We start from the raw sequence: 24,199 nt of genomic DNA, 5'->3' as shown, positions 1-24,199 counted from the left end.
AAATAATATATGGATAAATAAAAAAGAGGATAACCCGGCTGGTTATCCTCAAAAAAACAACAGCGTCAATAACTCAGATAATAATGATGAAAACAACCTCCGGAGAACAGGGTATTCCGTATATCGCGTCGATCACCACCAGGCCTCAACCTGTACGCCAACGTTCCAGGTGTTATTGGCGGTGCCGTCCTTGAATGGCTTGCCGTCCTGACTGTCGTTCAGATAAGAGGTGTAGAGGCGCAATTCCGGACGCGACATAAATGCCGGGCCGGCCGCCAGCGCTAACGCCAGTGTGTATTTCTCGCCGCTTTGTTTAAACGTGGTGCCGTTTTTGAAGTTGTCTTTCTGGGTGAACGCGCCCACTTCGCCGATGCCGCGCACATAATCGGTAAACTGGTATTGCAGACGCCCTACCAGCGACAACAGCCGGGTGGTGTCGGTCGCTTCATTGATGTGGTTAGCCGAACCCCAGGTCAACACATGGTTAAACGATAACCGGTCGGTGAGCGGAATCAGGCCGGTGTTGATGGCACGATAACCGGTGGCGCTGTTCACCTGATTCCACATGTCATACCAGCCGCCGCCCTGCGACACCATGTTTTGCGCCAGCCCTTTGTTGGCGTACTGCAGCACCACTTTGTTGTAACCGCCCAACATATCCTGACTGATTTCGCCGGTCAGCATCACGCCGTTATCCGCGTCATACAGGCCGCCGAAGTCTTTCTGTTTTTTGGTGGTGTTCGGCATCGCGTAGTCGATGCCGAATTCCGTCCAGGCGCCTTTCCAGGGTTTCAGCCCGGCATAGCGGATATCGGCATAGTTGATGTTGACGTTGCTGTTGCCGTTGATGCGGTCGTCAACCGCGTTGGCATCGCCGCGGATCCAGGCGACGGAGAGCGCGCCGGGGCCAAGGGTATAGTTTTCAATCCCGGCGCCGGAGCCGGAGATATTCCAGTATTTGGTATCGATAATATGCAGATCGTGACGCTGATAGTAGCGTTTACCACCCCAGATCACGGCGTTAGGGTCGCCGGGGACCAGCCCCTTGATTTGCAGATTCAACTGACGCAGGCCGAACTGGGCGTCATCGCCGATGGTGGTTTCGTTATCGTTGGATCCATCCGACACCATGCTGACCATGCTGTCGAGGTAGAAACTGACGTCGTTCTTTTTGTACACCTCCGAGCCCAGTTCCACTTCGCCGTAGGTATCGTTTTCGTTACCCAGACGACCCACTTGTTTTTTTGCCATTGCGACATGCCGCCATCATTGGACACCCCCACGCCGCCGCGCAGATAGCCATGAAAATCAATGGGGACGGTGGTTGCCTCTGCCGCCAGCAATGCCGGTGAGGTCAGTATGACGGTGAGTGCGGTAGAGACAGTAAGGAGTTTGGTGTTCATGGTGGCCTCTTGTTGTTATGTATTACGTTCACATTACGAATTAAATAAAATGCCTAAGCGTAAAGCTGAGCAATGGATTCGTTGTTTTATTGTGATTTAATGCAAATAAATCATTTTGTTTTGTAATGATTGGTGATGCGCATCACGGGTTTTTGATATGTGAACGTGTTACTTGCATAACATTTGGCCTGAATAGGGTTCAGAACATGGTTTTTTCGCCGGACCAGCTGTTACAATCCCGGTAAAACCACGACGGGAAACCCGACCATGAAGTCGAAAAGCGCTACGTTAGAAGATGTTGCCCGCCACGCGGGTGTTTCTTATCAGACGGTATCGCGGGTGTTGAACAAATCTGCGAATGTCTCCGAGTCCACGCGCCGCAAGGTGGAACAGTCCATTGAACTGTTGCGTTATGTTCCAAACCGGCTGGCCCAGCAACTGGTGGGCAAGCAGAGCATGACGATGGGGCTGGTGACGACGTCGCTGGCATTGCACGCGCCTTCGCAGGTGGCGGCGGCGGTGAAAAGATACGCGAATACGGAAGGTTATCAGGTGCTGATTTCCATGATTGATGAGAACGTCAATCATAGCATTCAGGATTCCATCAACGAACTCAAGTCACAGCGCGTTGATAAGGTTATCATCAACGTGCCGCTGGAGACGGAAGAAGCAGAGCACATCGCCGCCGACAATGACGATATTCTCTGCTTATTTCTGGATGTTGACCCTTACAGTTCGGTGTTCAACGTGTCTTTTAATCCGGCGGACGGCACGCGGGCCAGCGTGAAGTATCTGTATGAGCTGGGGCACCGCGATTTCGCTTTGCTGGCGGGGCCGGCCGGTTCAGTCTCGGCGCGGTTGAGACTGAAAAACTGGCTGGAAACCCTGGATGGGTATGGTTTGACGCCGACAACGGTGATTCACGGCAACTGGGATGCGCAAAGCGGCTACGCCGGCGCGCTGCAGATGCTGCGCGAAACGCCGCAGTTCAGCGCGGTACTGGTCGCCAATGATCAGATGGCGCTCGGCGTATTGAGTGCGTTTCATCAGAACCAACTGACCATTCCCGGCCAGAAATCGGTGATTGGTTACGACGGTACGTATGAAAGTTCGTTTTTCCACCCGGCGCTGACCACCGTCTCGCTGGACCTCGACCTGCAGGGCAAGGAAGCGGTGCACCGCCTGCTGAACGCCAACGACAACGACGTGCAGCGATCGTCGTCCATCCTGCCGGCCAGGCTGGTGATCCGCAACTCTACCGGCCCCCGCATTGATGCACAGCGCGATTTACAGCAAATCGCCGAAGAACTGCGGTTGATTGCGCACCGGTTGAGTCAGTAGCATGTTGCGGCGCATCGCGGCCGGCGTTATCGCTGGCCAGTCATGATGAGGTCGGCGGATGCTCCCGCCGTCAGGCCGCGTTAAACCTGCGCATTCAGGATGGCCGGTGGCGGGAACATGCGGTCATGTGCTGGATAAGCCAGCGACCGGCGGGACCGGGCTGGTTGTCAATGCGATACACGGCCGACATCAGCATGGACGGTTCGTTGACGGGCTCATCCTCGATGGTGAGTTTAACGAGCCGGCCGCTATCAAGGTCCGACTGGATGGTATGCATCGGCATGCCGCCCCATCCCAACCCATTGAGCAAAAAAGCATGTTTGGCAAACAGGTCCGCCAGCCGCCAGGTTTTGGGTGACATGACGCCAAACTCTCGCCCTTTGGAGTGCTCTGAGCGATCGGTCAGTACCAGTTGGACATGCCTGGCGAGCTCCTGTTTGGGAATCGGTCCCTGAAAGGCGGCGAGCGGGTGGTCCGCGGCGGCGACCATGGCGAGGGTGATGCGGGCTAATGGCTCGGTGATGATGCCCGGCGGCGTCACCGGAAGAAAACTGACGATTCCAACGCTGGCGTGCCTGTCCAGTACCGGCTGATACGCCGCCCCCAGCGCTTCAACATAGATGCGTAGCGGCACGTTGGGAAACTGTTCACGAAACGCTTTGGCCGCGTTAGTCAGCACGTTAATCGGGAAGAAAACGTCAACCACGATGGTCAGTTCGGGCTCCAGCCCGGCGGCCATGCCTTTGGCGCGTGATTTCATGGCATCAACGCCAGCGACGATATCACGGGCGTTGGCCAGTAACGCGGTGCCCACCGGCGTCAGCCTCGGGTAGCGGCCGCTGCGATCAAAAAGCTGAACGTCAAGCTGCTCTTCCAGGCCGCGCACCAGCTCGCTGATGGCGGACTGCGCGCGCCTGAGTCGGCGCGCCGCCGCCGAGAAGCTGCCTTCATCAACCGCAGTAATGAATGTTCGTAATTGATCCAGCGACACGCCATCGAGCATAGGGAATCCTGATGTATCTGAGATAGAGATGGTATGTATAATAATATAACGTCTATTCAGATTGTTTGCAGGGTGAAATACTCCGGTCGTCATCCATACGCCGACCTGTTCCGGCTTTGTTAAGGAGATTTACCTGTGAGCATCCTGCATATTGATTCCAGCATTCTCGGCAGCCATTCCGTGAGCCGCCAGCTGTCAGCCGAGATTGTGGCCAGACAGCTCAACATTCATCCGGGGAAAACCGTTATTCGTCGAGATCTCGTCGCTGATGCGGCGTGGCATCTGTCCCCCGACCATCTCGCCGTCTTTCAGGGCGGAGCGCCGGGCGAGCCGGCTCTTGGGCAGGACATCGCCCTCGGCGGCACTTACATCAACGAGCTGTTCGCCGCCGACGTCATCGTCATTGGCGCGCCGATGTACAATTTTTCAGTCCCTTCCCAGCTAAAAGGTTGGATTGACCGCGTTCTGGTCGCCGGGCATACCTTCCGCTACACCGAACATGGGCCGGAAGGGCTGCTGCCGGCAGGCAAGAAGGTTTTCATCGCCTCGGCACGCGGCGGCGTTTACAGCAGCGCCAGCCCCGCGGTTCACTTCGATCATCAGGAACCCTACCTGACGGCCGCGCTTAATTTCATCGGTCTGACCGACATCACCATTATTCGTGCGGAAGGTCTGGCACTTGGCGATGACGCGAAAACCGCCGCGATGGCAAAAGCCAGAGCGGAAATCGACGCGCTCATCGCCTGATTTGCCGTCCTGATTTACCGGTGTTGCGCGGCGCCGGCCCGTCATAGATGAGGATCGGCGCCGCCCAATCTGGCTTTCGCTTTAACATCTGGCTTCTCGTTTCAACATCTTGCTCTTCGCTTCCAAAAGGTATCGCTTATGGCACACCCTCCGGCTTTCTCCGCGACAACCCGCGCCATCGTTCACCGTACGTCGGGTCAACGTCTTGGTCCACTCACCCGGCTGATGACGCCTGGCGATCTGGGGCAATGGGTTAAACCGTTCGTCTTCCTGGATTTGTTCGAGTCCATACCTTCAACCGGTACGGGTTTCAGACCGTATCCTCATTCGGGTATTGCGACGCTCACGACCTTCCTCGAAGGACGCATGACCTATGGCGATACCACCGGAAAACAGGGCGCGATGTCTGCGGGTTCTGTCGAGTGGATGCGCGCCGGAAGCGGGGTATGGCATGCCGGCGAGCCCGCGCCTGACCACATGATGCGCGGGTATCAACTCTGGATTGCGCTTCCGCCATCGCTTGAGCTTGCTCCTGCGCAGAGCCTGTACCTGGAACCGGAACAGGTCGAGCGCGACGGGCCGGCGCGTATTCTGCTTGGCGGCTATGGCGGCAAAATCAGCCCGATTCCGCTGCCCGTGTCCATCACCTATCTTCACGTCCGTCTGAACGACGGTGAGCGCTGGAGTTACCAACCCGGCGCAGACCACGACACGGCGTGGCTGGCGCTGAACAGCGGTAAGCTGCACGTCGGTGATGCGGTGCTTGAGCGTGAACTGGCGGTATTCGCGCAAGGCAATGAGGCGATCGAGATGACGGCCGAGGGCGATGTCGAACTGGTCATCGGTTCATCGGCCAAACATCCGTATCCGCTCGTGACGGGCGCTTATTCAGTTCACACCAGTATTGAGGCGCTCGCCGAAGGCGAACGTACGATTGACCAACTGCAACACAGCCCGGCATTCGCCGCGCTTAACCGCCGCACCGCGTTGCATCAGGATAGGGCTATTTGGGGTAAATGAACAAATAGCAGCCAGTTGAGTCGCTGCTATTTGTTCGCAAAACCGTTATGGAAGCGGTTATGCCGTGGTGTTGATGTTGCGGCCGATTGCCGGATTGGCAGGCAGCTGCGGGATGGATTGAATGAGACTGGCTACAGTGTCTTTCTGATTATCCAACGATTTTTTTAGAACAGAGGTACTGATCTCGCTACTGAGCTGCATGTTGCTAAGACCAGTGGAAAGTGATGCGATCTGTGAAACATCCATCTTGATTATCCTATGTCTGGGTCTGGGTGAGTACCGATACGACAGGGAGATTTCCCTGCCCACCGGGACGACGTCCATCAATATGATGTTCATCAGTACACCGATGCGCTGGCTGCATGTCGCGCCAGCTTCTTTTCGGTATCGGTCTTTTCTGTTCAAACTTTAGGCTAGCAGACAGGGCGCATTACCGCTGCTCTTTCCATCGCACTTTTTATCGCACGCTTTTATCGACGAACTATGCGTCGAAGAACCAATAGCCCTGATTAACCAGCTCGGTTAGCTCTGCAATGAACGCCGGGTTGTGCAACGCCTCACCAAGCTCTTTTTTGCCGAGAGTGGTGTAACGACATAGCGCATCGGCGGCTTCCGGGGCGACCGTTTCCAGCTTTTCGCTGTTGATGAAGACGCTATCGCCGACATGCAGCACCCGCAGCCCGCTTAAGCGGATCAGAACTTCGCCGGCCATCAGAGCGTCGGCAATCTCATCCTGCTGGTAGGGCGGCTCTGCGGGGGCGATGTCCAGCTCATGGCGCGGCGTTGTCACGAAGCGGCCGAACCACTGTTTAAAATCTTCCGGCTGATTGATCATGTCGATCATCATCGCGCGCAGGCGGTCAAGCTCATACCCTTCCACCCGGCCCGGATGTTCCCGGCAGGTTAAATCCGGATCGCTGTAGTGCTCGCCGCCGAGATCGTTCTCCAGCGCATAGTCGGCAAAGCTGCTGATCAAATCCCGGCCGTTTGGCCCACGGAAGCCCACCGAGTAGTTGAACGCGGTTTCGAAGGTGAAGCCGTCGTGCGGGAAGCCCGGCGGAATATATAAAATGTCGCCCGGCTCAAGCTCTTCATCAATGATCGGCGTGAAAGGATCAACGTGCAGCAGCGCCGGATGCGGGCAGAACTGGCGCATCGGCAGCTTATCGCCAACGCGCCAGCGGCGGCGGCCCATCCCCTGAATGATAAACACATCGTACTGGTCTATATGCGGCCCGACGCCGCCGCCCGGCACAGAAAAAGAGATCATCAGGTCGTCTAACCGCCAGTCCGGCAGCACGCGAAACGGACGCACCAACTCGGCAGACGGGGCATGCCAGTGATTAACGGCCTGAGCTAACAGGGACCAGTCGGTTTCCCCTAAATGATCAAACTGCTCAAACGGCCCGTTCCACGCCTGCCACTGACCATTAACATGGCTGACGATGCGGCTGTCCACCTCCGGCTCCATCGCCAGCCCCGCCAGTTCATCCGGCGTAATCGGATCGACGAAGTTCGGGAAGGCGTTCTTTAATACAATGGGTTGTTTTTGCCAGTATTTTTCTAAAAATTCGGGCCAGTTAAGGTTAAGTTGATAAGCCATACTTTCACACCAGTGAGAAGACAAACGGGTTTGATTATAAAGAGGCTAACGCTTGGGCCGCCTTGTCATTGGTCAAGATCGCGCGTTCAAGAGGGGGAACGTCAGGCGAAGTTTTGGTTATGGAATGGGGCCGGTGGGTGGTTCTTTTCCTGCCGGCTCTGCGCGAATCTGGCCGGTATGGGCGGGAGCATCAGAGCCATCGTTCTGAACTTCCAGGCGTGCGGAAAAACCTTCAATCACCACCAGATTCTTTTCCGGATTGGCTGATTTTTTTTCCATCGTAGCCTCTCTGGATAAATTTCACGCTATTGTTAGCATGGAATGTTATTTTTATATATCAATGGGATATACAATGAGACGGCGGTGTCGCTTCGGTGCTGATCTGTTCGTCGGAAAAAACGCTTCTTTAATGGGGGACGTCCTCATGTTGCCGATGAAGACATTACTCATATCGCGATGTGTTAATTAATGGGGAGTGGGCCAGCACATGGAGTTCCTCAATTTAATCGGCCAGTTCTGGCATATGGGTCAGCACAAAACGTAATACTTTTTCTCCGTCCAGCGATGCATATGACAGACTATCTATAACGGCAATGGATCGTGACTCACCAACAATAGTCCTAAGTTCAGCAAATTTGTATTGTATATGTGGCGCAACGAGAAAACAGTCAAATGCAGGCGCAACGCTCGCAAAATTATCCAGCCCTACAGCGCTGACCATAATCTTATAGTCCTGATTATCTGCTATTTTCTGCATTTTTTTTGCCAGAGCGTTGGCGGTATTTCCGAAAAAACAACATATCAGCAATTTTTTCATGAGTATGTCCTCCTGAGAACGGTTTAAACATTATTCCTCGCGATGCTTGGAAAATGCGAGCTGGCTCATGTTTATATGACAAAGATTGCTAGCGAAGGTAAAAGCTGAATTTTGATAGATCTGATCTACCTACTCCATATCCTTACTGCGTTTTTTAATGCGCCCTTCACGGCATCACGTCCACCGGGAATGTTGAATTTAGCGATATCAGGCAACGCAAAATCAATTTTTTCGGCCTGTGAGCCTTACTACTATATCGCAGCTCTGTTTCCATTTTGCTGTGCACATGCTCCATCGTTGCCATCCGGACATATACTCAGGAACCTCTGTCAGGTGATTGTCGCTTATATGTCCACTAACTGTCGTTAATATGGCGTGGTGTAAGCACTGTAGGTGAGTCATTGTAATTTACACAAGGCACGCTGAGCAGCAAGAGAGGTATCACATGGTTATGGCTATATTTTTAAATACACCTGTATGGGTGTGGCTTATGTTACTTTTTTTAATAAAAAGAGGCATATCTGCGCTACAGCCCAGGCAAATACCCTTGAACAGACTTTTCATTGTGCCTGTGCTATTTTTAATCGCAGGCATTTATCATTTAAAAGGTTTCTCTTTTCATCCTACTATTTTTATATATATGATTTCTTTAATTTTGTTTTGCATTATCAGGATTTCGTTATTATGGAAATGCCCGATTGAATATGATGCATCCTCTGGTCTTATTAGCCGCAATGGAAGTCCTTTTGTTCTTATCTTAATTCTTGCATCTTTTATTTTTAAGTTTGCAATGACTTTCCTTCTTGAAAATAACTTGATGCTATCAATGGATTTTTATTTTCAATGTCTATGGGGCGCAGGAACAGGTATTGTAACTGGGTTATCTTGGGGCGGGTTATTGTATACAATATACAAAATTAGAAAAGTAGGTAGCACCCAATCCTTTAAATCTTGATAATGAATTTATTTTTAAATGATATGTTGAGTCAAATCAGTGTCCCCGGTATAGCCGGGGCTTGCTGTATGCAAAAATGCACCGGAATCGTTCTGAACGCGTCTCAAAAGCCAGCAATTGGATACCCGCAGATGCGGTCCGATCAAATTTTAGCGGCTTCATTACAAAAAGTACGACTGCTGAATGAAGCGACAAAAGAAATTGCGCCGCTGCAAGACTCCGTCGAACTTGAGATGGCGACAGATGACGAAAAAGCGCAACTCACCGCATGGAAAAATATTGTGTGCTGTTAAACCGGGTCGACACTTCAACCGCAACCGCAACCGCAACCGCAACCGCAACCGCAACCGTTAGAGCACCTGCTGTAACTGTTTCTATGGTTTGGTTGATTTTAACTTATTGATTTATATGGTACGCCCTACAGGATTCGAACCTGTGACCTACGGCTTAGAAGGCCGTTGCTCTATCCAACTGAGCTAAGGGCGCCTTGATGGGATACAGTCGCTTGGCGATGTGGGCTGGATTATACCGGTCATCCCTGATGAGTCAATGAATTGGCGCGTGATTTGGACTGGTCGGCGAATCCCTGAACAACCTTCGTATAGCTCCCTGTTATTACTGCAAATGAAGCCGACACATCGGAAGCGTTCTCGCAAATTGGACAGTTTCGGCGATATCTGTTTGAGTTTTACTTCCATTGCTGAGTAAGTTATTAACCATCTCGCCTGCAGGTATCGTCGCAGGTTTCTGTTTCATCTCAAGACAACCGGGGTCGGGACTGCCGCACCGGTTGACGACAGTATCAAGGGCACGTTGGGTGTATGCGTAAAGGGCTACTCGGAATTTACGGTTGGATGCTGCTGATGGCGCTGTTTGCCTTCAGCTCGGTAGGTATGGCGGCGACGGATCCTGCGCCGAATGGACAGGAAGAAAGCGTAGAAAAAGTGAATGTGGATACCGAACTGGTAAAGCTGCAGAAACAGCTGGATGGCATCAAACAGCAGGTTTCCGGCACCACCACTGACGCCAAACTCAATGTATTGAACGATACCACGCTGGAACTGGTCGCCAATGCGGACAAACTCGCCGGAGTCCTGACGCCGATGCGCGCGCAGTTGCAAGCTCAGTTAGATGTACTGGGGCCGGCGCCGCAGCCGCAGGCCGCCGTGAGCGAAACCGCCGAGGTCACACGTAAGCGCGCCACGCTTAACCAGCAGAAACAGAAGCTGGATACGCAGGCCAATCAGGTACAGGCGATAAAAACCGGGGCGGAGAACCTGTCGACGCAGATTCTGGCGCTGCGCCGGAATGCGCTGAAAAATCAGTTGGCGCTCAACTCCGGCAGTATTCTTGGCAGCCGCTTTTGGTCACCCATTATCAATCCTATGCCGGAAGATATTGACCGCCTGTCGGATTTGAAGGATGACCTGAGTGAGGCGTTTATCGCCGCCTGGCAACCCGGATGGCGTTACGGCTCGGCGTTTTTTCTGTTGCTGGCGGTGGCGCTGAGTACGGCAGGGCGAAAGCTACTGGAGAAATATCTGGCGCGGGCAGGCATTCATCTGTTGCCTGAAGGGCGCCTGAGACGCAGTTTTCTGGCTATCGCCGTCGTCTTTTCCACCGTGCTGATGATGGGGATGGCGGTCCTGCTGGTGGACTATGTCTTCACCCGTCATGGCGATGTGACCGAACGTGCTGAAGGATTCATGGAGAACCTGGTGCGACTGGTGGTGTTCTGCTCGATGATTTCCGGGCTGGGGCGGGCGTTTCTCTCGAATAAACGCCCGTCGTGGCGCCTGCCGGCGATTGCCAATCCGGTAGCGCGGGCGATAGAGCCTTTCTCGATCATCGCTACCGGCTTTATCGTGGTCTTTGGGGTGATCGAACAAGTCAATACCATCAGCGGGATTTCAGTAGGGGTGACGATAGTCGGCAACGGTTTGTCGTCACTGTTTCTGGCGCTGACCTCCGGGGCGATCGCCCTGCGCAGTAACCAGATTCGCCGGCGCATGGTGGAAGCCGGCGAAACGCCCGAAGCCCGTTCAACCCTGTCGGGGTTGATTCATCTGGCTGTCTTGCTGACTACGCTGGCGGTGTTGGTATCGCTGCTGATTGGCTATATCTCGCTAGCGCGTTTCCTGACCTATGAACTGGTGTGGGTCGGCATGGTGCTATCTTTGCTGTATTTGTCGACCACCTTTGTCGAAGACGTGTGCGAGAGCCTGTTTTCACCCGCCTTTGCCAGCGGACGGCAGATCAAACGAACGCTGAATCTGGATGATCGTCATCTGGATCAGGCCGCGGCCATTTTGTCCGCCGGGCTGAAAGTTCTGTTGATTCTGATGGCCGTCGTGGCATTGCTGAATGGCACGTTTGGTTCGACCACGCCGGTTGATCTGGTGCAGAAAGCCGTGGAGATCTGGGGTGGAAAGGGCCTGGAGTCCATCAGTATCGTACCCGCCCATTTGGTCAATGCCGTGGTTCTGCTGGTTATCGGCATTTACAGTCTGCGCGTATCCCGCCGCTGGCTGGAGCACGAATTCTTTCCGAAAACTATGCTGGAAGCCGGTATCAAGGCTTCGCTGGTGACGCTGTATTCCAATATCGGCTACATCCTGATTATCCTGTTGACGCTGGCGACACTGGGCATCGAGTGGAGCAAGCTGGCGTGGATTGTCAGCGCCCTGTCGGTCGGGATCGGTTTTGGTTTACAGGAAATCGTGAAGAACTTCATTTCCGGGCTGATTCTGCTGACCGAGCGGCCGGTCAAAGTGGGAGATCTGGTCAACATCAGTGGTGTTGAAGGCGATATCCGACGCATCAATGTGCGTGCTACGGAAATTCAACTGGGGGACCGTTCTACGGTGATCGTGCCCAATTCCCAGTTTATTTCGCAGAATGTGCGCAACATTACCATGGGTAATCCGCAAGGGGTGGCGACGCTGACGCTGACCTTCCCGCTGGATATTGATCCGAATGTAGTTAAAAACATTTTGTTGGATGCCTACCACGAGCATGAAAAAATTCTGGAAACCCCGGCGCCGTCGGTGATGTTCAGTCAACTAACCCCAAATGGCATGGTGCTTAGCGTGACCGGGTATGTAGGCAGCCCGCGCATGGTGGCGTCGGCCAAAAGCGATCTGTTGTTCGATATCATCAAACGCTTGAGAACGGAGAGTATTCCGTTGGCGGTGCCGCAGAAAATGGTGCTGGAAAGCAATGTCGATATTGCCGCGTTGCAGGCGGATGCGTTGCCCAGGCAGTAAAAGCGGTTGCGGTGCGCGCGCAACGTATCACGGCAAAAAGAAGCGAACCGGCTTTCATTATTGAGTAGCAGCCGGTCCGCAACGCGAGCGGGTTAACGTGTCTGCGCGTGAGCCATATCAATGTAGATGTCGCGCAGGCAGCGAGTGATCGGGCCTGGTTTGCCGTCGCCGACCTGACGGCCGTCGATTTGCACGACCGGCAAGACAAATGAGGTAGCGGAAGTGATGAATATCTCCCGCGCCTGCCAGGCTTCTTCCGGTGTGAACGGGCGCTCTTCTACCGCAATGTGCTGTTGCTCGGCCAGTTTCAGCAAGGACTGACGGGTAATGCCGTGCAGGATGTCGTGGCTCAGCGGGCGGGTAACCACGGTGCCGTTTTCCAGCACGATGTAGCAGTTGCAGGAGGTGCCTTCGGTGACGAAACCGTTTTCGACTAGCAATGCATCGTCAGCCTGATGGGCGTGCGCGTACTCTTTAGCCAGACAGGCCGCCAGCAGGCTGACCGTTTTGATATCGCGGCGATGCCAGCGGATATCCGGGCAGGTGACCACGGACAACCCGGTCTCGGCTTTGGGATGGTTGATGATCGGACGATCCTGAGTGAACAGAACCAGCGTCGGTCTGACCTCGGCCGACGGAAAGTAGAAATCGCGATCGCCGCCATTGCCGCGGCTGAGCTGAAGGTAAATCGAACCTTCCTGCAGGTGGTTTCGTTCAATCAGTTGCTGGTGGATGGTTGTGAGTTCATCGATTGACACCGGCAGAGACAAAGAGAGCTCGCGACAGGAACGTTGCAGCCGTACCAGATGCGCATCCAGATCGACCAGCCCGCCGTTGATGACGGACGTCACCTCATAGACGGCGTCGGCAAACAGAAAGCCGCGATCGAACACCGAAACGGTGGCCTGAGATTCCGGCAGGTACTGACCATCAACATAAACACTGCGCTGCATGACAACACTCCTTAATGATGTCGGGCATAAAAACCATGCCACACAGCCGTATCGATAAGAAGCAACGGCTTCTGGCATGAAAGAAAATTCAGGAATCGGACGGGCAGTTCTGCCGGCAGCAGTCGGAGGCATTGGGGGCAAAGATCGTCGCGCGTCGTAACCGCGCATAAAGATACTGATTTCCCTGGCTGGGTGAAAGAGCGTTGCAACAGTCTGTCACAGGAAAAAGGTGGCAAAACGACGCCGGGTCGCTGGTCTTGAAAACCAATCGACAAGCCAAAATGCGGGTGACAAAAAATAATCGCCGGGCGCTATCGACAAGTATCCGCCAACTGGGATAGGGTGAATAACGGCCCGTTTTACGGGCCAGGCGTCGCTCGGACGGTCCGGGCGCTCACGTTATCCTGAGGATACTATGGCTGATTTTAATTCTCCGCGCCGTTTCTCGCGCATCGATCGTCTCCCCCCCTACGTTTTTAACATCACCGCTGAACTGAAAATGGCTGCCCGTCGTCGGGGTGAGGACATTATTGATTTCAGTATGGGTAACCCGGATGGCCCCACACCGCCGCATATTGTCGAGAAGCTGTGTACGGTGGCCCAACGTGAAGACACCCACGGTTACTCTACGTCGCGCGGTATTCCCCGGTTGCGTCGGGCTATTTCCCGCTGGTATGGCGATCGTTATCAGGTGGAGATTGATCCGGAAAGTGAAGCGATTGTCACAATCGGTTCTAAAGAAGGTCTGGCGCATTTGATGCTGGCGACGCTCGATCACGGCGACACTGTGCTGGTGCCTAACCCCAGTTACCCGATTCACATCTATGGCGCGGTAATTGCCGGCGCGCAGGTGCGCTCGGTGCCGCTGGTTGACGGCGTTGATTTTTTCAACGAACTGGAGCGGGCGATCCGCGAAAGTATTCCCAAGCCTAAGATGATGATTCTGGGCTTTCCGTCAAACCCGACCGCACAATGTGTGGAGCTGGATTTTTTTGAGCGGGTCGTGGCGCTGGCCAAACAGTACGGGGTGCTGGTGGTGCATGATCTGGCGTATGCCGATATCGTTTACGATGGCTGGAAAGCGCCGTCGATTATGCAGGTTCCCGGCGCTAAAGAGATCGCGGTAGAGTTCTTTACCCTGTCGAAGAGCTACAACATGGCGGGCTGGCGTATTGGTTTCATGGTCGGTAACCCAGAGCTGGTGAGTGCACTGGCGCGTATCAAGAGTTACCACGACTATGGCACCTTCACGCCGGTACAGGTGGCGGCGATTGCTGCGCTGGAAGGCGATCAGCAGTGCGTGCGTGATATTGCCGAGCAGTACCGTCAGCGTCGCAATGTGCTGGTGCGAGGTCTGCACGAAGCCGGCTGGATGGTGGATGAGCCGAAGGCGTCGATGTATGTGTGGGCGAAAATCCCGGACGCCTACGCCCACCTGGGGTCGCTGGAGTTCGCCAAACGCCTGCTGGCGGAAGCGAAAGTCTGCGTATCGCCTGGCATTGGATTCGGTGATTACGGCGACACGCACGTGCGCTTCGCATTGATTGAAAATCAGGATCGCATTCGGCAGGCGGTGCGCGGCATCAAAGCCATGTTCCGGGCTGACGGTGTGCTGTCCGGCAGTAAAAAGGGCGAGTAAGCCCGTCGGGCGGACTTGCAGAAATATTTTTCTGATGGTTTGATCACGCAGTCCTTTGCCGCCGCTTGTGGTGGCAAAGGGATAATGATTTGCTAAACGAACGCCCAAGCCGGGCATCCCAGAGATGGAACTTAATCAATAATAAGACGAGTCGAGTCATGCATGTATCTTCGCTAAAAGTGGTCCTTTTTGGTGTCTGTTGCCTGAGTCTGGCGGCCTGTCAGACGCCGGCGCCGGTGAAAAACACCGCTTCCCGCAGCGCGGCCAGCGTGCCGGCCAATGAGCAAATCAGCCAGTTGGCGTCATTGGTGGCGGCCAGTAAATACCTTCGGGTGCAGTGTGAACGCAGCGATTTGCCGGATGACGGCACAATACTGAAAACGGCGGTGAACGTAGCAGTGCAAAAAGGATGGGATACCGGTCGTTATCAATCTTTGCCGCAATTGAGCGAGAACCTGTATCAGGGGCTGCTGAAAGACGGCACGCCGAAAGCGACGCAGTGCTCTTCATTTAATCGCACCATGACGCCGTTTCTTGACGCCATGCGCACCGTTCGCTGAGGGGGAAGCAACTGCATGATGTGCAGTTGCTGTGTCATTTCTTCGTTGTCCTGACGGTTTTCTCCGGTTTTGACGTCGGCTCCTGCTCATTGCCTTGCGCGGCGTCATCGCCCGGTTTCCCGCCCGGCCAATCCTGCAACGAATCCAGAATAAACGGTTCGCCGTTGAAGCTGAAGATCACCATATCCTGCTCAATCTGCTCGATCACCAACCCCTGATACGGGCTGTCGCCTTCACGGTAGCGCTCTCCGTTCAGGGTAACGCTGCGCTTGTCCGGAGCAGACGTATAGACATGCGCGCTGAAGGCGATATACGGCAGCTCACCGGGTTTGGCCGTTTGCCAGCCTGTTACCAATTTGGCGGGTTTTGTGTCTGGCATCGCCTCCTGTGAGGAAGCCGGTGTTTGACTACCTGACGCTGCCGTCTGAGTTGCGCTGTTTTCTGCGGCGGCATGGAGCGAACCAGGATGGTTTTCATCCGCAGTGACCGCTGTTGATGCCGGAACCGTGCCCACTTTGGTAGGCGGTGCGGCGATCGCCGCCGCAGAGGTCGACAGCGGAATGGGGCTGATATCGGCCCAGCGTTGATGACCAAACCAACCCAGCGTAAACAGCAGCAAGGCATAGACAACCAGCAAGTAACCAGGAATACGGTAGCCGGTCTGGGGAGATGCTTTAACTTCCGGTGTATTTTTCACGTCTTACCTCAAACGTTATACAACCTGACGCTTATCCTGAGCGTACCATAACGAACCTTGACGGAACGTCTGATGTCTCATTTTTCAGGAAAAGAGAAGGAATAATCAACGTCTTATCCCATTTATGTGACCTGGATGCCATTTCAACAACATTCTATTACGTTGATCATTAATGCCGGTAAAATTTTGAGCCTGGTCGCAAAAAAAAGTTGGGATTATGTTTTAATGAAACGGTGTTTTATTATTGTGCTATTACTGCTTGATAAATAGCCTCGCACATTGATACTTCACCATTAGTCATACCATAGCCTAATGTTGGCGAAAAATGGTGGTAAATATCGTTAAAAAACAATGCGAAAGATATTGGTGAAGCATTGCTGTTACGCGTTCGCAAAGGCAAGAATAGCGCTATTGCGCCAGGCTTTTGGGCTACAAACAGCATAACAAGTACATGATAAGCAAGTACATGATAAGCAAGTATGTGGGGAACAAACTATATTCGAAATAGTTCACGTTATCCAAAATAGTTCATGTTGCGGGAAGCCACAACCGGTAAATACCCAGGGACTTGATCAGGTAGGTGACAGCGAGGACGAACAATACACCAGCAGCTTGAAATATGGCCTGCATATCATCCTGCCACTCGATGATGCCAATCTCATAATGCCAGGTGAGGTGAAGTTTTGTCACTGGGGAATGGTCAACCACGAGGGAGCAGGTGAACGACATTATGCATGATCACTGTAATAAATCCCCGTGGTAATTAATGGTGGCGCAGTGGCCTTTCCGGTGTGATTTATTATGAGATGTTAATACTATTGGTTATGTAATGTTAAGCGGGATATGACGTCTGAATTTGCAAATGTAACGTCATGCTATCGAATCAACCCATTAATTATTATTGTTTTTCCCTGTGCAGATAGCCCCGACAGAAATAGAATATTGCATTATGTGCAGGTATGGTGCGTAAATGAAAAGTAATTCCATATTACGTGGTGTTGCATTGATGTGAGTTCAATGAGTTCAATAGTTACCGAAAGAATTTTACGGTTAATGAAAATAGTGGGAGAAAATGGTTGCTGACTACGGGATTGCCTGTCATTAACCTGAGTTATATTACTGAGCGCTTTTAGCCTTATCCAGCTCATGTAGCGGGTGCGAATCGCCTGGTGCAACGGGAAACAGGATGCCTGTCAACCAGTGACACGATTAGAGCGGCTGAGAGCACGCGCGGCGGGCTGAAATCGGCCAGAGCATGAATATCGTGATGGTTTTTTGTCGTCAGCCTGATGTATCGGTTTTGCGATGATACCATCACCGTTGCTCCGACAATCCGGCCGATATGGCGATAAGGCAGCGAAAATGCAGATGCGTCGTTTTTCGAAACACGGCAACACGTTTGAAAATGGCGCTATATGGCCCTTACTCCACGTTTACGGACGTGGCAAGGATAATCGGCGAACACATAGGGATAATGTTTGCAGATGAATATCTCGAAATTGCCACCGCTATCTCCGTCTGTCATCAGACGGATTTTATTCTACCTGTTGATGCTGCTCTTTTGTCAGCAGCTGGCAATGATCTTCTGGCGTATTGGTTTACCGGACAATGCGCCGGTCTCCAGCGTACAGATCACCCCGGCACAGGCCAGACAGCAGCCGGTCACCCTGAATGATTTTACGCTATTCGGCGTTTCTCCCGAAAAAAATAAGGCGGGCGCGCTGGATGCGTCGCAAATGAGCAATCTGCCTCCTTCTACGCTGAACCTTTCGCTGACCGGCGTCATGGCCGGCGATGACGATTCCCGTTCTATCGCCATCATCAGCAAAGACAACGAACAGTTCAGTCGTGGCGTCAATGAAGAGGTTCCTGGCTATAACGCCAAAATCGTATCGATCCGGCCGGATAGAGTGGTGCTGCAGTATCAGGGGCGTTATGAAGTGCTGGGATTGTACAGCCAGGAGGATAGCGGGTCGGACGGCGTTCCTGGCGCGCAGGTCAACGAGCAGCTTCAGCAGCGCGCATCCACCACGATGAGCGATTACGTCTCTTTCTCCCCGATCATGAACGACAACAAGTTGCAGGGCTACCGGTTGAATCCGGGGCCGAAGAGCGATTCATTCTACCGCGTCGGGCTTCAGGATAACGACATGGCCGTTGCCCTGAACGGGTTGGATTTGCGCGATGCGGAGCAGGCGAAAAAAGCCATGGAACGCATGGCTGATGTGCATAACTTTACCCTGACGGTGGAGCGGGATGGTCAGCGTCAGGATATTTATATGGAATTTGGGGGAGACGAGTAACGTGCTTGGCAAAGGGATCAAAAAAAGCTGGGGGTGGCTGGGGCTAACCGTTCTCCTGCTTGGCTCGCCGTGTGGCTGGGCTGCCGAATTTTCAGCCAGTTTCAAAGGAACCGATATTCAGGAGTTCATCAATACAGTCAGTAAAAACCTGAACAAAACGGTGATTATTGACCCGACGGTGCGCGGCACCATCAGCGTGCGCAGTTACGACATGATGAACGAAGGGCAGTATTACCAGTTTTTCCTCAGTGTGCTGGATGTGTATGGCTTTTCGGTAGTGCCGATGGATAACGGCGTATTGAAAGTCATTCGTTCCAAAGATGCTAAATCGTCCTCCATTCCGCTGGCCAATAACGAACAACCGGGCATTGGTGATGAGCTGGTGACCCGCGTGGTACCGCTCAATAATGTGGCGGCGCGCGATCTGGCTCCGTTGCTGCGTCAGCTCAACGATAACGCCGGCGCCGGCACCGTGGTGCATTATGAACCGTCCAACGTCCTGCTGATGACCGGGCGTGCCGCCGTGATCAAACGGCTGGTGGATATCGTCAATACGGTGGACAAGACCGGCGATCGTGAAATGGTCACCGTCCCATTGACCTATGCGTCGGCGGAGGATGTCGCCAAACTGGTGAACGATCTTAACAAGAGCGATGAAAAGAACGCGTTGCCAAGCACTATGCTGGCTAACGTGGTGGCGGATGGCCGCACCAACTCAGTGGTGGTGAGCGGGGAAGAAAACGCCCGCCAGCGCGCGGTGGAAATGATCCGCCAGTTGGATCGCAAGCAGGTGGTGCAGGGCGGAACCAAGGTTATCTATCTCAAGTACGCCAAGGCGCTGGACCTGATTGAAGTGCTGGCCGGCAACGGAACCAGCGGCAATCGCAATTCGTCGTCGTCGAATGCGTCGCGGTCGTCCTCGCCCCGTTCCGGCAGTAGCTCAAACAACAACAGCAGCTCCGGTTCGTCCGGCAGCTCTTCCGGCAGTTCTTCGTCGTCGTCATCCAGTTCCAGTATGGGGTTTGGCTCGGCATTTGGTTCGACCAGCAGTTCAGGTGGTCGCACTATCACGATTCAGGGCAAAGAAGTGACGGTTCGCGCCCATGATCAGACCAACTCGCTGATCATTACCGCGCCGCCCGATATCATGCGCGACCTGGAGCAGGTGATCAATCAGCTGGATATTCGCCGTCCGCAGGTGCTGGTGGAAGCGATCATTGCCGAAATTCAGGATGCCGACGGGCTGAATCTGGGGATCCAGTGGGCCAACAAGCGCGCCGGCATGACCCAATTCACCAATACGGGCATACCGATTTCAACGGCGGTGATCGGAACCGATCAGTTCCGCAGCGACGGTACGCTGACGACGGCGTATGCCAGTGCGCTCAGCAGTTTCAACGGTATTACCGCCGGTTTTTATCGCGGCAACTGGTCAATGTTGCTGACCGCGTTGTCCAGCGACAGCAAAAACGATGTGTTGGCGACGCCGAGCATTGTGACGCTGGATAACATGGAAGCGACCTTCAATGTGGGCCAGGAAGTACCGGTTCTGACCGGTTCGCAGACCACGTCGGCCGATAATATTTTCAATACCGTTGAACGCAAGACCGTTGGTATCAAACTGCGGGTAAAACCGCAGATCAACGAAGGCGACTCGGTGTTGCTGCAAATTGAGCAGGAAGTGTCCAGTGTCGCGGACAGCAATAGCAGTACCAACAGTTCACTGGGCGTGACTTTCAACACCCGTACCGTGAACAATGCGGTGATGGTCACCAATGGCGAAACCGTGGTCGTGGGCGGTCTGCTCGATAAATCGGCAGTTGAAACTAATAATAAAGTACCGCTGTTGGGCGACATTCCGTGGCTGGGCAGCCTGTTCCGTTCGAAGAGCCAGACGGTGAGTAAACGCAACCTGATGTTGTTCCTGCGTCCGACCATTATTCGCGACCCCGGGCAGTTCCAGGAAGCGTCGATCAACAAATACCGTTCCTTCAACAATGAACAGCAGCAACAGCGCGGCGAAGGCAATGGGGTGCTGGATAACAACACCCTGCGTTTATCCGGTGGCAACACGTACACCTTCCGTCAGGTGCAGTCGTCCATCTCCGACTTTTATAAGCCGGAGGGGCGATGAGCGATCAGCCCGTCAACACGCCTGAACTGCGACCGGTGCTGCCGTTTTCTTTTGCCCGTGCGCAGCAGATTCTGTTGTTGCAGGATGAATCAGTGACAGTGGCGGAAGTCGTTTGTGTACCCGATACGCCGGCGCTGGCGTTGTTGGAAGCGCGCCGGGTCGCCGGGGTGCCGTTGGCGGTAAGCCAGGTCAGTCCGGAAGAGTTTGAGCGGCAACTGGTGATGCGTTATCAGCGCGACTCCGAAGAAGCGCGCCGCCTGATGGAGGACATCGGTAACGATATCGATTTCTACACGCTGGCGGAAGAGCTGCCGGACAGCGACGATTTGCTGGATGGCGAAGATGACGCTCCGATTATTCGGCTGATTAACGCCATGCTCACCGAAGCCATCAAGCACAAGGCTTCGGATATCCATATCGAAACTTTTGAGCGCCATCTGTTGATCCGGTTTCGTATCGATGGCGTGCTGCGGGAAATCCTGCGGCCGCAGCGTCAACTGGCGTCGTTGCTGGTTTCGCGTATCAAGGTGATGGCTAAGCTGGATATCGCCGAAAAACGTGTCCCGCAGGATGGCCGCATGGCGCTGCGCATTGGCGGCCGCGCTATCGACGTGCGCGTGTCGACGCTGCCGTCCAACTACGGTGAGCGCGTGGTGTTGCGTCTGCTCGACAAGAACAGCGTCCGGCTGGATCTGGAAGCGTTGGGGATGGCCGAGCACAACCGCCGCCAACTGGATACGCTAATCCACCGTCCGCACGGCATCATTCTGGTAACTGGCCCCACCGGTTCGGGGAAAAGTACCACCCTGTATGCGGCGCTGAGCCGTCTCAATTCCGCCGAACGCAATATCATGACGGTGGAAGACCCTATTGAGTACGAACTGGAAGGCATCGGCCAGACTCAGGTCAACCCTAAGGTCGACATGACCTTCGCCCGTGGGCTGCGCGCGATTCTGCGTCAGGACCCCGACGTGGTGCTGGTAGGGGAAATCCGTGACGGCGAAACCGCGCAAATTGCGGTTCAGGCGTCGCTGACCGGCCATCTGGTGTTGTCCACATTGCATACCAACAGCGCGCTGGGCGCGTTGTCCCGTCTGCAGGATATGGGTATCGAACCGTTCCTGTTGTCCACATCGCTGTTGGGCGTACTGGCCCAGCGGCTGGTGCGTACGCTGTGCCCGTCCTGCCGTCAGCCTTATGTTATCAACGACGAACAGGCGCAGCAGACCGGTCTGGCGGCGGGGACCACGCTCTACCACCCCGGCGGCTGCGAAAAGTGCAACTACAGCGGTTATCGCGGCCGTACCGGCATCCATGAACTACTGTTGATCGACGACACGGTGCGCACCGCCATTCATCATGGCGAAAGTGAACTGGGTATCGCCCGGATGCTGGGCGACAAGCGGGTCACGATTCGTCAGGATGGGCTGGATAAGGTTCTGGCGGGCGTCACCACCTGGGAAGAGGTGGTGCGGGTAACAAAAGAGGAATGACATGGCGCTATTCCAGTATCAGGCATTGAACGCCCAGGGAAAGAAAAGCCAGGGCATGCAGGAAGCGGATTCTGCCCGTCATGCGCGCCAGTTGCTGCGTGAAAAGGGACTGGTGCCGGTCAAAATTGAGGAACAGCGCGGCGAGGTGACGACCCGTAGCGGTTTCTCCCTGTCGTTGCGCCGTTCGCATCGCATTAGCGCCAGCGATCTGGCTTTGCTGACTCGCCAACTGGCGACGCTGGTGGCGGCGGCATTGCCGCTGGAAGAAGCGCTGGACGCCGTGGCGAAACAGAGCGAAAAGCCGAAGCTGAGCGCGCTGATGGCGGCGGTGCGCGCCAAGGTGGTGGAAGGGCATTCGCTGGCCGAGGCGATGGGCAATTTCCCCGGTAGTTTCGAACGTCTGTATTGTGCCATGGTGGCAGCGGGCGAAGCATCCGGCCATCTGGATGCGGTGCTGAACCGGCTGGCGGATTACACCGAACAGCGTCAGCAGATGCGCAGCCGTATCCAACAGGCGATGATTTATCCTTGCGTGTTGACGCTGGTGGCGATTTCGGTGGTGTCTATCCTGCTGTCCGCCGTTGTGCCCAAGGTGGTCGAACAGTTTATTCATATGAAGCAGGCGTTGCCGCTGTCCACCCGACTGCTGATGGGCGTCAGTGATGCGGTGAGAGCCTACGGGCCGTGGGTGGTGTTATTGCTGGTGCTGGCGGTGATGGGGTTTCGCGTGTTGCTGCGCCAGGAAAAACACCGCCTCGTCTTCCATCGGCGTTTGCTGTTCCTTCCCTTGATCGGGCGTATTGCGCGGGGGCTTAACACCGCCCGCTACGCTCGTACCCTGAGCATTCTTAATTCCAGCGCCGTGCCGCTGTTGCAGGCGATGCGTATCAGCGGCGATGTGTTGACCAACGATTATGCCCGCTTCCGGCTGGGGCAGGCGACTGATGCGGTACGTGAGGGCGTGAGCCTGCACAAGGCGCTGGAGCAGACGTCGCTGTTTCCGCCGATGATGCGCCACATGATCGCCAGCGGTGAGCGCAGCGGCGAACTGGATGGCATGCTGACCCGCGCGGCGGACAATCAGGATCGCGAGTTCAGCGCCCAGATGACGCTGGCGCTGGGGTTGTTCGAACCGCTGCTGGTCGTCAGCATGGCCGGCATAGTGCTGTTTATCGTGCTGGCGATCCTCCAGCCGATTCTGCAGTTGAATACCCTGATGAGTATGTAGTGAAGATTGATACGTTAATGAGGTAACGAAAAGATGGAACGACGTCAGCGAGGTTTTACCCTGTTGGAAATCATGGTGGTCATCGTCATTCTCGGCGTACTGGCCAGTCTGGTTGTCCCGAACCTGATGGGCAACAAAGAAAAAGCCGACAGGCAGAAAGCCATCAGCGACATAGTCGCGCTGGAGAGCGCGCTGGATATGTACAAGCTGGACAATAGCCGCTACCCGACGACTGAGCAAGGGTTGGGGGCACTGGTGAAAAAACCGACCACGCCGCCGGAGCCGCGTAGCTACCCACAGGATGGTTATATTCGTCGTTTGCCGCAGGACCCGTGGGGCGCGGAATACCAGTTGGTCAGCCCCGGCCGTCACGGTAAGGTTGATGTGTTCTCCTACGGCCCGGACGGCATGCCGGATACCGATGACGACATCGGCAACTGGAATGTCGGCACCAGCGCGCACAACAACGGCAGTAACGGTAACGGGAACCCCTGATTGTGCGTCAGCGGGGATTTACGCTGCTGGAGATCATGCTGGTGGTGCTGCTGGCCGGTGTGGCCGCCACGCTGGTGATGATGGCGATTCCTGCGCCTAAGCAGCAGGACAGCGGCTGGCAAATCGCCCGCTTCAAGGCGCAGTTGCAGTACGCAGTGGAGGACAGCCAGATGAATGACCATATTCTGGGTATTTATATTCAGCCTCGCCGCTGGCAATACGCGTTACTGCAACGTCAGGTGGTGGAGAATTCTCCGGATGATCAACAGCGTCTGCGTTATGTCTGGGTACCCTGGCAGCCGTACCGGATGTCCTCGCCCAGCGAGTTGCCGGATGGCTTCCAGATTGAACTGTCCACGCAGGTGGGTGCCGCGGGGGATGGCGCGGGTTTTTCGCCGGGCAATGGCGACCCGCACATTCTGATCCTGCCGGGCGGCGAAGTGACGCCATTTCGTCTGACGTTGCGTAATGGCAATGATTCCGCCTGGCTGCAGGTGGATACCAATGGCCGGGTGCAAACGTCGCCGGAAGCGGAGCGGTAA

At 54.6% G+C, this 24,199-nt stretch carries 22 protein-coding genes, 1 tRNA gene and 1 pseudogene; 15 read left to right on the top strand and 9 right to left on the bottom strand.

All coding sequences use genetic code 11. The annotated features are described in order from the left end of the window. Window positions 1–132: 132 nt before the first annotated feature. A pseudogene (locus DDA898_RS15095) lies at window positions 133–1,403 on the bottom strand (maltoporin). Between DDA898_RS15095 and DDA898_RS23405 the strand changes: the two are divergent. Together DDA898_RS23405 and DDA898_RS15090 are read left to right on the top strand one after the other, a co-directional pair. Beyond that, on the top strand, window positions 1,312–1,503 hold the full coding sequence (locus DDA898_RS23405; RefSeq protein ID WP_162471548.1) for a hypothetical protein: 192 nt from the start codon (window positions 1,312–1,314) through the stop codon (window positions 1,501–1,503). The pseudogene DDA898_RS15095 and the gene DDA898_RS23405 sit on opposite strands and share 92 nt — an antisense overlap. A 167-nt stretch (window positions 1,504–1,670) precedes the next feature. Next, entirely contained in the window at window positions 1,671–2,744 is a 1,074-nt protein-coding gene (locus DDA898_RS15090; protein WP_038911618.1) for a LacI family DNA-binding transcriptional regulator, read from the top strand. A 94-nt stretch (window positions 2,745–2,838) separates the two neighbouring features. On the opposite strand, the gene DDA898_RS15085 is transcribed toward DDA898_RS15090, so the two are convergent. Then, window positions 2,839–3,747, bottom strand: coding sequence for a LysR family transcriptional regulator (locus DDA898_RS15085; RefSeq protein ID WP_038911617.1), 909 nt, complete (start codon window positions 3,745–3,747; stop codon window positions 2,839–2,841). Between the two features lie 135 nt (window positions 3,748–3,882). On the opposite strand from DDA898_RS15085, the gene DDA898_RS15080 reads away from it, so the two are divergent. Continuing rightward, complete coding sequence (locus DDA898_RS15080) at window positions 3,883–4,494, top strand: FMN-dependent NADH-azoreductase (protein ID WP_038911616.1); 612 nt, start codon at window positions 3,883–3,885, stop codon at window positions 4,492–4,494. A 138-nt stretch (window positions 4,495–4,632) separates the two neighbouring features. Next, on the top strand, window positions 4,633–5,514 hold the full coding sequence (locus DDA898_RS15075; protein WP_038911614.1) for a pirin family protein: 882 nt from the start codon (window positions 4,633–4,635) through the stop codon (window positions 5,512–5,514). 57 nt (window positions 5,515–5,571) lie between these two features. On the opposite strand, the gene DDA898_RS15070 is transcribed toward DDA898_RS15075, so the two are convergent. From DDA898_RS15070 to DDA898_RS15055, 4 genes are all read right to left on the bottom strand, one after another. Continuing rightward, window positions 5,572–5,760 carry a YjfB family protein gene (locus DDA898_RS15070; RefSeq protein WP_033112380.1) on the bottom strand — a complete coding sequence of 63 codons (189 nt, stop codon included), beginning with the start codon at window positions 5,758–5,760 and terminating at the stop codon, window positions 5,572–5,574. Between the two features lie 235 nt (window positions 5,761–5,995). After that, a complete protein-coding gene (locus DDA898_RS15065) occupies window positions 5,996–7,117 on the bottom strand; it encodes a ribosomal protein uL16 3-hydroxylase (protein ID WP_038911613.1) in 1,122 nt (373 codons plus the stop codon). Window positions 7,118–7,234: 117 nt separating this feature from the next. Beyond that, entirely contained in the window at window positions 7,235–7,396 is a 162-nt protein-coding gene (locus tag DDA898_RS15060; protein WP_236616674.1) for a PIN domain-containing protein, read from the bottom strand. A 223-nt stretch (window positions 7,397–7,619) separates the two neighbouring features. After that, the gene (locus DDA898_RS15055) at window positions 7,620–7,934 is read right to left on the bottom strand and encodes a PTS sugar transporter subunit IIB (RefSeq protein WP_038911612.1); all 315 of its coding nucleotides are present in this window, start codon (window positions 7,932–7,934) and stop codon (window positions 7,620–7,622) included. A 400-nt stretch (window positions 7,935–8,334) separates the two neighbouring features. Here DDA898_RS15055 and DDA898_RS22850 point away from each other — a divergent pair, with 400 nt between their 5' ends. Continuing rightward, complete coding sequence (locus tag DDA898_RS22850) at window positions 8,335–8,889, top strand: DUF6622 family protein (RefSeq protein WP_321163837.1); 555 nt, start codon at window positions 8,335–8,337, stop codon at window positions 8,887–8,889. A gap of 68 nt (window positions 8,890–8,957) precedes the next feature. Further along, window positions 8,958–9,182: a tail fiber assembly protein gene (locus DDA898_RS23855; protein ID WP_279629680.1), complete on the top strand. Its 225-nt coding sequence runs from the start codon at window positions 8,958–8,960 to the stop codon at window positions 9,180–9,182. Window positions 9,183–9,298: 116 nt separating this feature from the next. On the opposite strand, the gene DDA898_RS15045 is transcribed toward DDA898_RS23855, so the two are convergent. Beyond that, window positions 9,299–9,375, bottom strand: a tRNA-Arg gene (locus tag DDA898_RS15045). 335 nt (window positions 9,376–9,710) lie between these two features. On the opposite strand from DDA898_RS15045, the gene DDA898_RS15040 reads away from it, so the two are divergent. Beyond that, window positions 9,711–12,155 carry a DUF3772 domain-containing protein gene (locus DDA898_RS15040; protein WP_038911609.1) on the top strand — a complete coding sequence of 815 codons (2,445 nt, stop codon included), beginning with the start codon at window positions 9,711–9,713 and terminating at the stop codon, window positions 12,153–12,155. A 92-nt stretch (window positions 12,156–12,247) separates the two neighbouring features. On the opposite strand, the gene DDA898_RS15035 is transcribed toward DDA898_RS15040, so the two are convergent. Beyond that, window positions 12,248–13,108: a D-amino-acid transaminase gene (locus DDA898_RS15035; RefSeq protein ID WP_038911608.1), complete on the bottom strand. Its 861-nt coding sequence runs from the start codon at window positions 13,106–13,108 to the stop codon at window positions 12,248–12,250. Between the two features lie 415 nt (window positions 13,109–13,523). Here DDA898_RS15035 and alaC point away from each other — a divergent pair, with 415 nt between their 5' ends. After that, on the top strand, window positions 13,524–14,747 hold the full coding sequence (gene alaC, locus DDA898_RS15030; RefSeq protein WP_038911607.1) for an alanine transaminase: 1,224 nt from the start codon (window positions 13,524–13,526) through the stop codon (window positions 14,745–14,747). A 158-nt stretch (window positions 14,748–14,905) separates the two neighbouring features. After that, window positions 14,906–15,307 carry a GspS family T2SS pilot lipoprotein variant OutS gene (gene outS, locus DDA898_RS15025; protein WP_013318814.1) on the top strand — a complete coding sequence of 134 codons (402 nt, stop codon included), beginning with the start codon at window positions 14,906–14,908 and terminating at the stop codon, window positions 15,305–15,307. 34 nt (window positions 15,308–15,341) lie between these two features. Here outS and gspB read toward each other — a convergent pair whose 3' ends face one another. Beyond that, window positions 15,342–16,004 carry a type II secretion system assembly factor GspB gene (gspB, locus tag DDA898_RS15020; RefSeq protein WP_038911605.1) on the bottom strand — a complete coding sequence of 221 codons (663 nt, stop codon included), beginning with the start codon at window positions 16,002–16,004 and terminating at the stop codon, window positions 15,342–15,344. Window positions 16,005–17,488: 1,484 nt separating this feature from the next. Here gspB and gspC point away from each other — a divergent pair. The 6 genes from gspC to gspH are packed head-to-tail and all read left to right on the top strand — an operon-like array spanning window position 17,489 to window position 24,199. Further along, window positions 17,489–18,307: a type II secretion system protein GspC gene (gene gspC, locus DDA898_RS15010; RefSeq protein ID WP_013318811.1), complete on the top strand. Its 819-nt coding sequence runs from the start codon at window positions 17,489–17,491 to the stop codon at window positions 18,305–18,307. A 16-nt stretch (window positions 18,308–18,323) separates the two neighbouring features. Then, complete coding sequence (gene gspD, locus DDA898_RS15005; RefSeq protein ID WP_236616740.1) at window positions 18,324–20,441, top strand: type II secretion system secretin GspD; 2,118 nt, start codon at window positions 18,324–18,326, stop codon at window positions 20,439–20,441. Then, on the top strand, window positions 20,438–21,934 hold the full coding sequence (gene gspE / locus DDA898_RS15000; RefSeq protein WP_038901676.1) for a type II secretion system ATPase GspE: 1,497 nt from the start codon (window positions 20,438–20,440) through the stop codon (window positions 21,932–21,934). The genes gspD and gspE overlap by 4 nt, the downstream gene beginning before the upstream one ends. Before the next feature lies 1 nt (window position 21,935). Then, window positions 21,936–23,162, top strand: coding sequence for a type II secretion system inner membrane protein GspF (gene gspF / locus DDA898_RS14995; RefSeq protein ID WP_013318808.1), 1,227 nt, complete (start codon window positions 21,936–21,938; stop codon window positions 23,160–23,162). Window positions 23,163–23,195: 33 nt separating this feature from the next. Then, the gene (gene gspG, locus DDA898_RS14990) at window positions 23,196–23,657 is read left to right on the top strand and encodes a type II secretion system major pseudopilin GspG (RefSeq protein WP_038911602.1); all 462 of its coding nucleotides are present in this window, start codon (window positions 23,196–23,198) and stop codon (window positions 23,655–23,657) included. 2 nt (window positions 23,658–23,659) lie between these two features. Then, on the top strand, window positions 23,660–24,199 hold the full coding sequence (gene gspH, locus DDA898_RS14985; RefSeq protein WP_038901675.1) for a type II secretion system minor pseudopilin GspH: 540 nt from the start codon (window positions 23,660–23,662) through the stop codon (window positions 24,197–24,199).

This window comes from Dickeya dadantii NCPPB 898, assembly GCF_000406145.1.
Classification (GTDB): domain Bacteria; phylum Pseudomonadota; class Gammaproteobacteria; order Enterobacterales; family Enterobacteriaceae; genus Dickeya; species Dickeya dadantii.
This window is presented reverse-complemented; position numbering and strand designations above follow the sequence as displayed.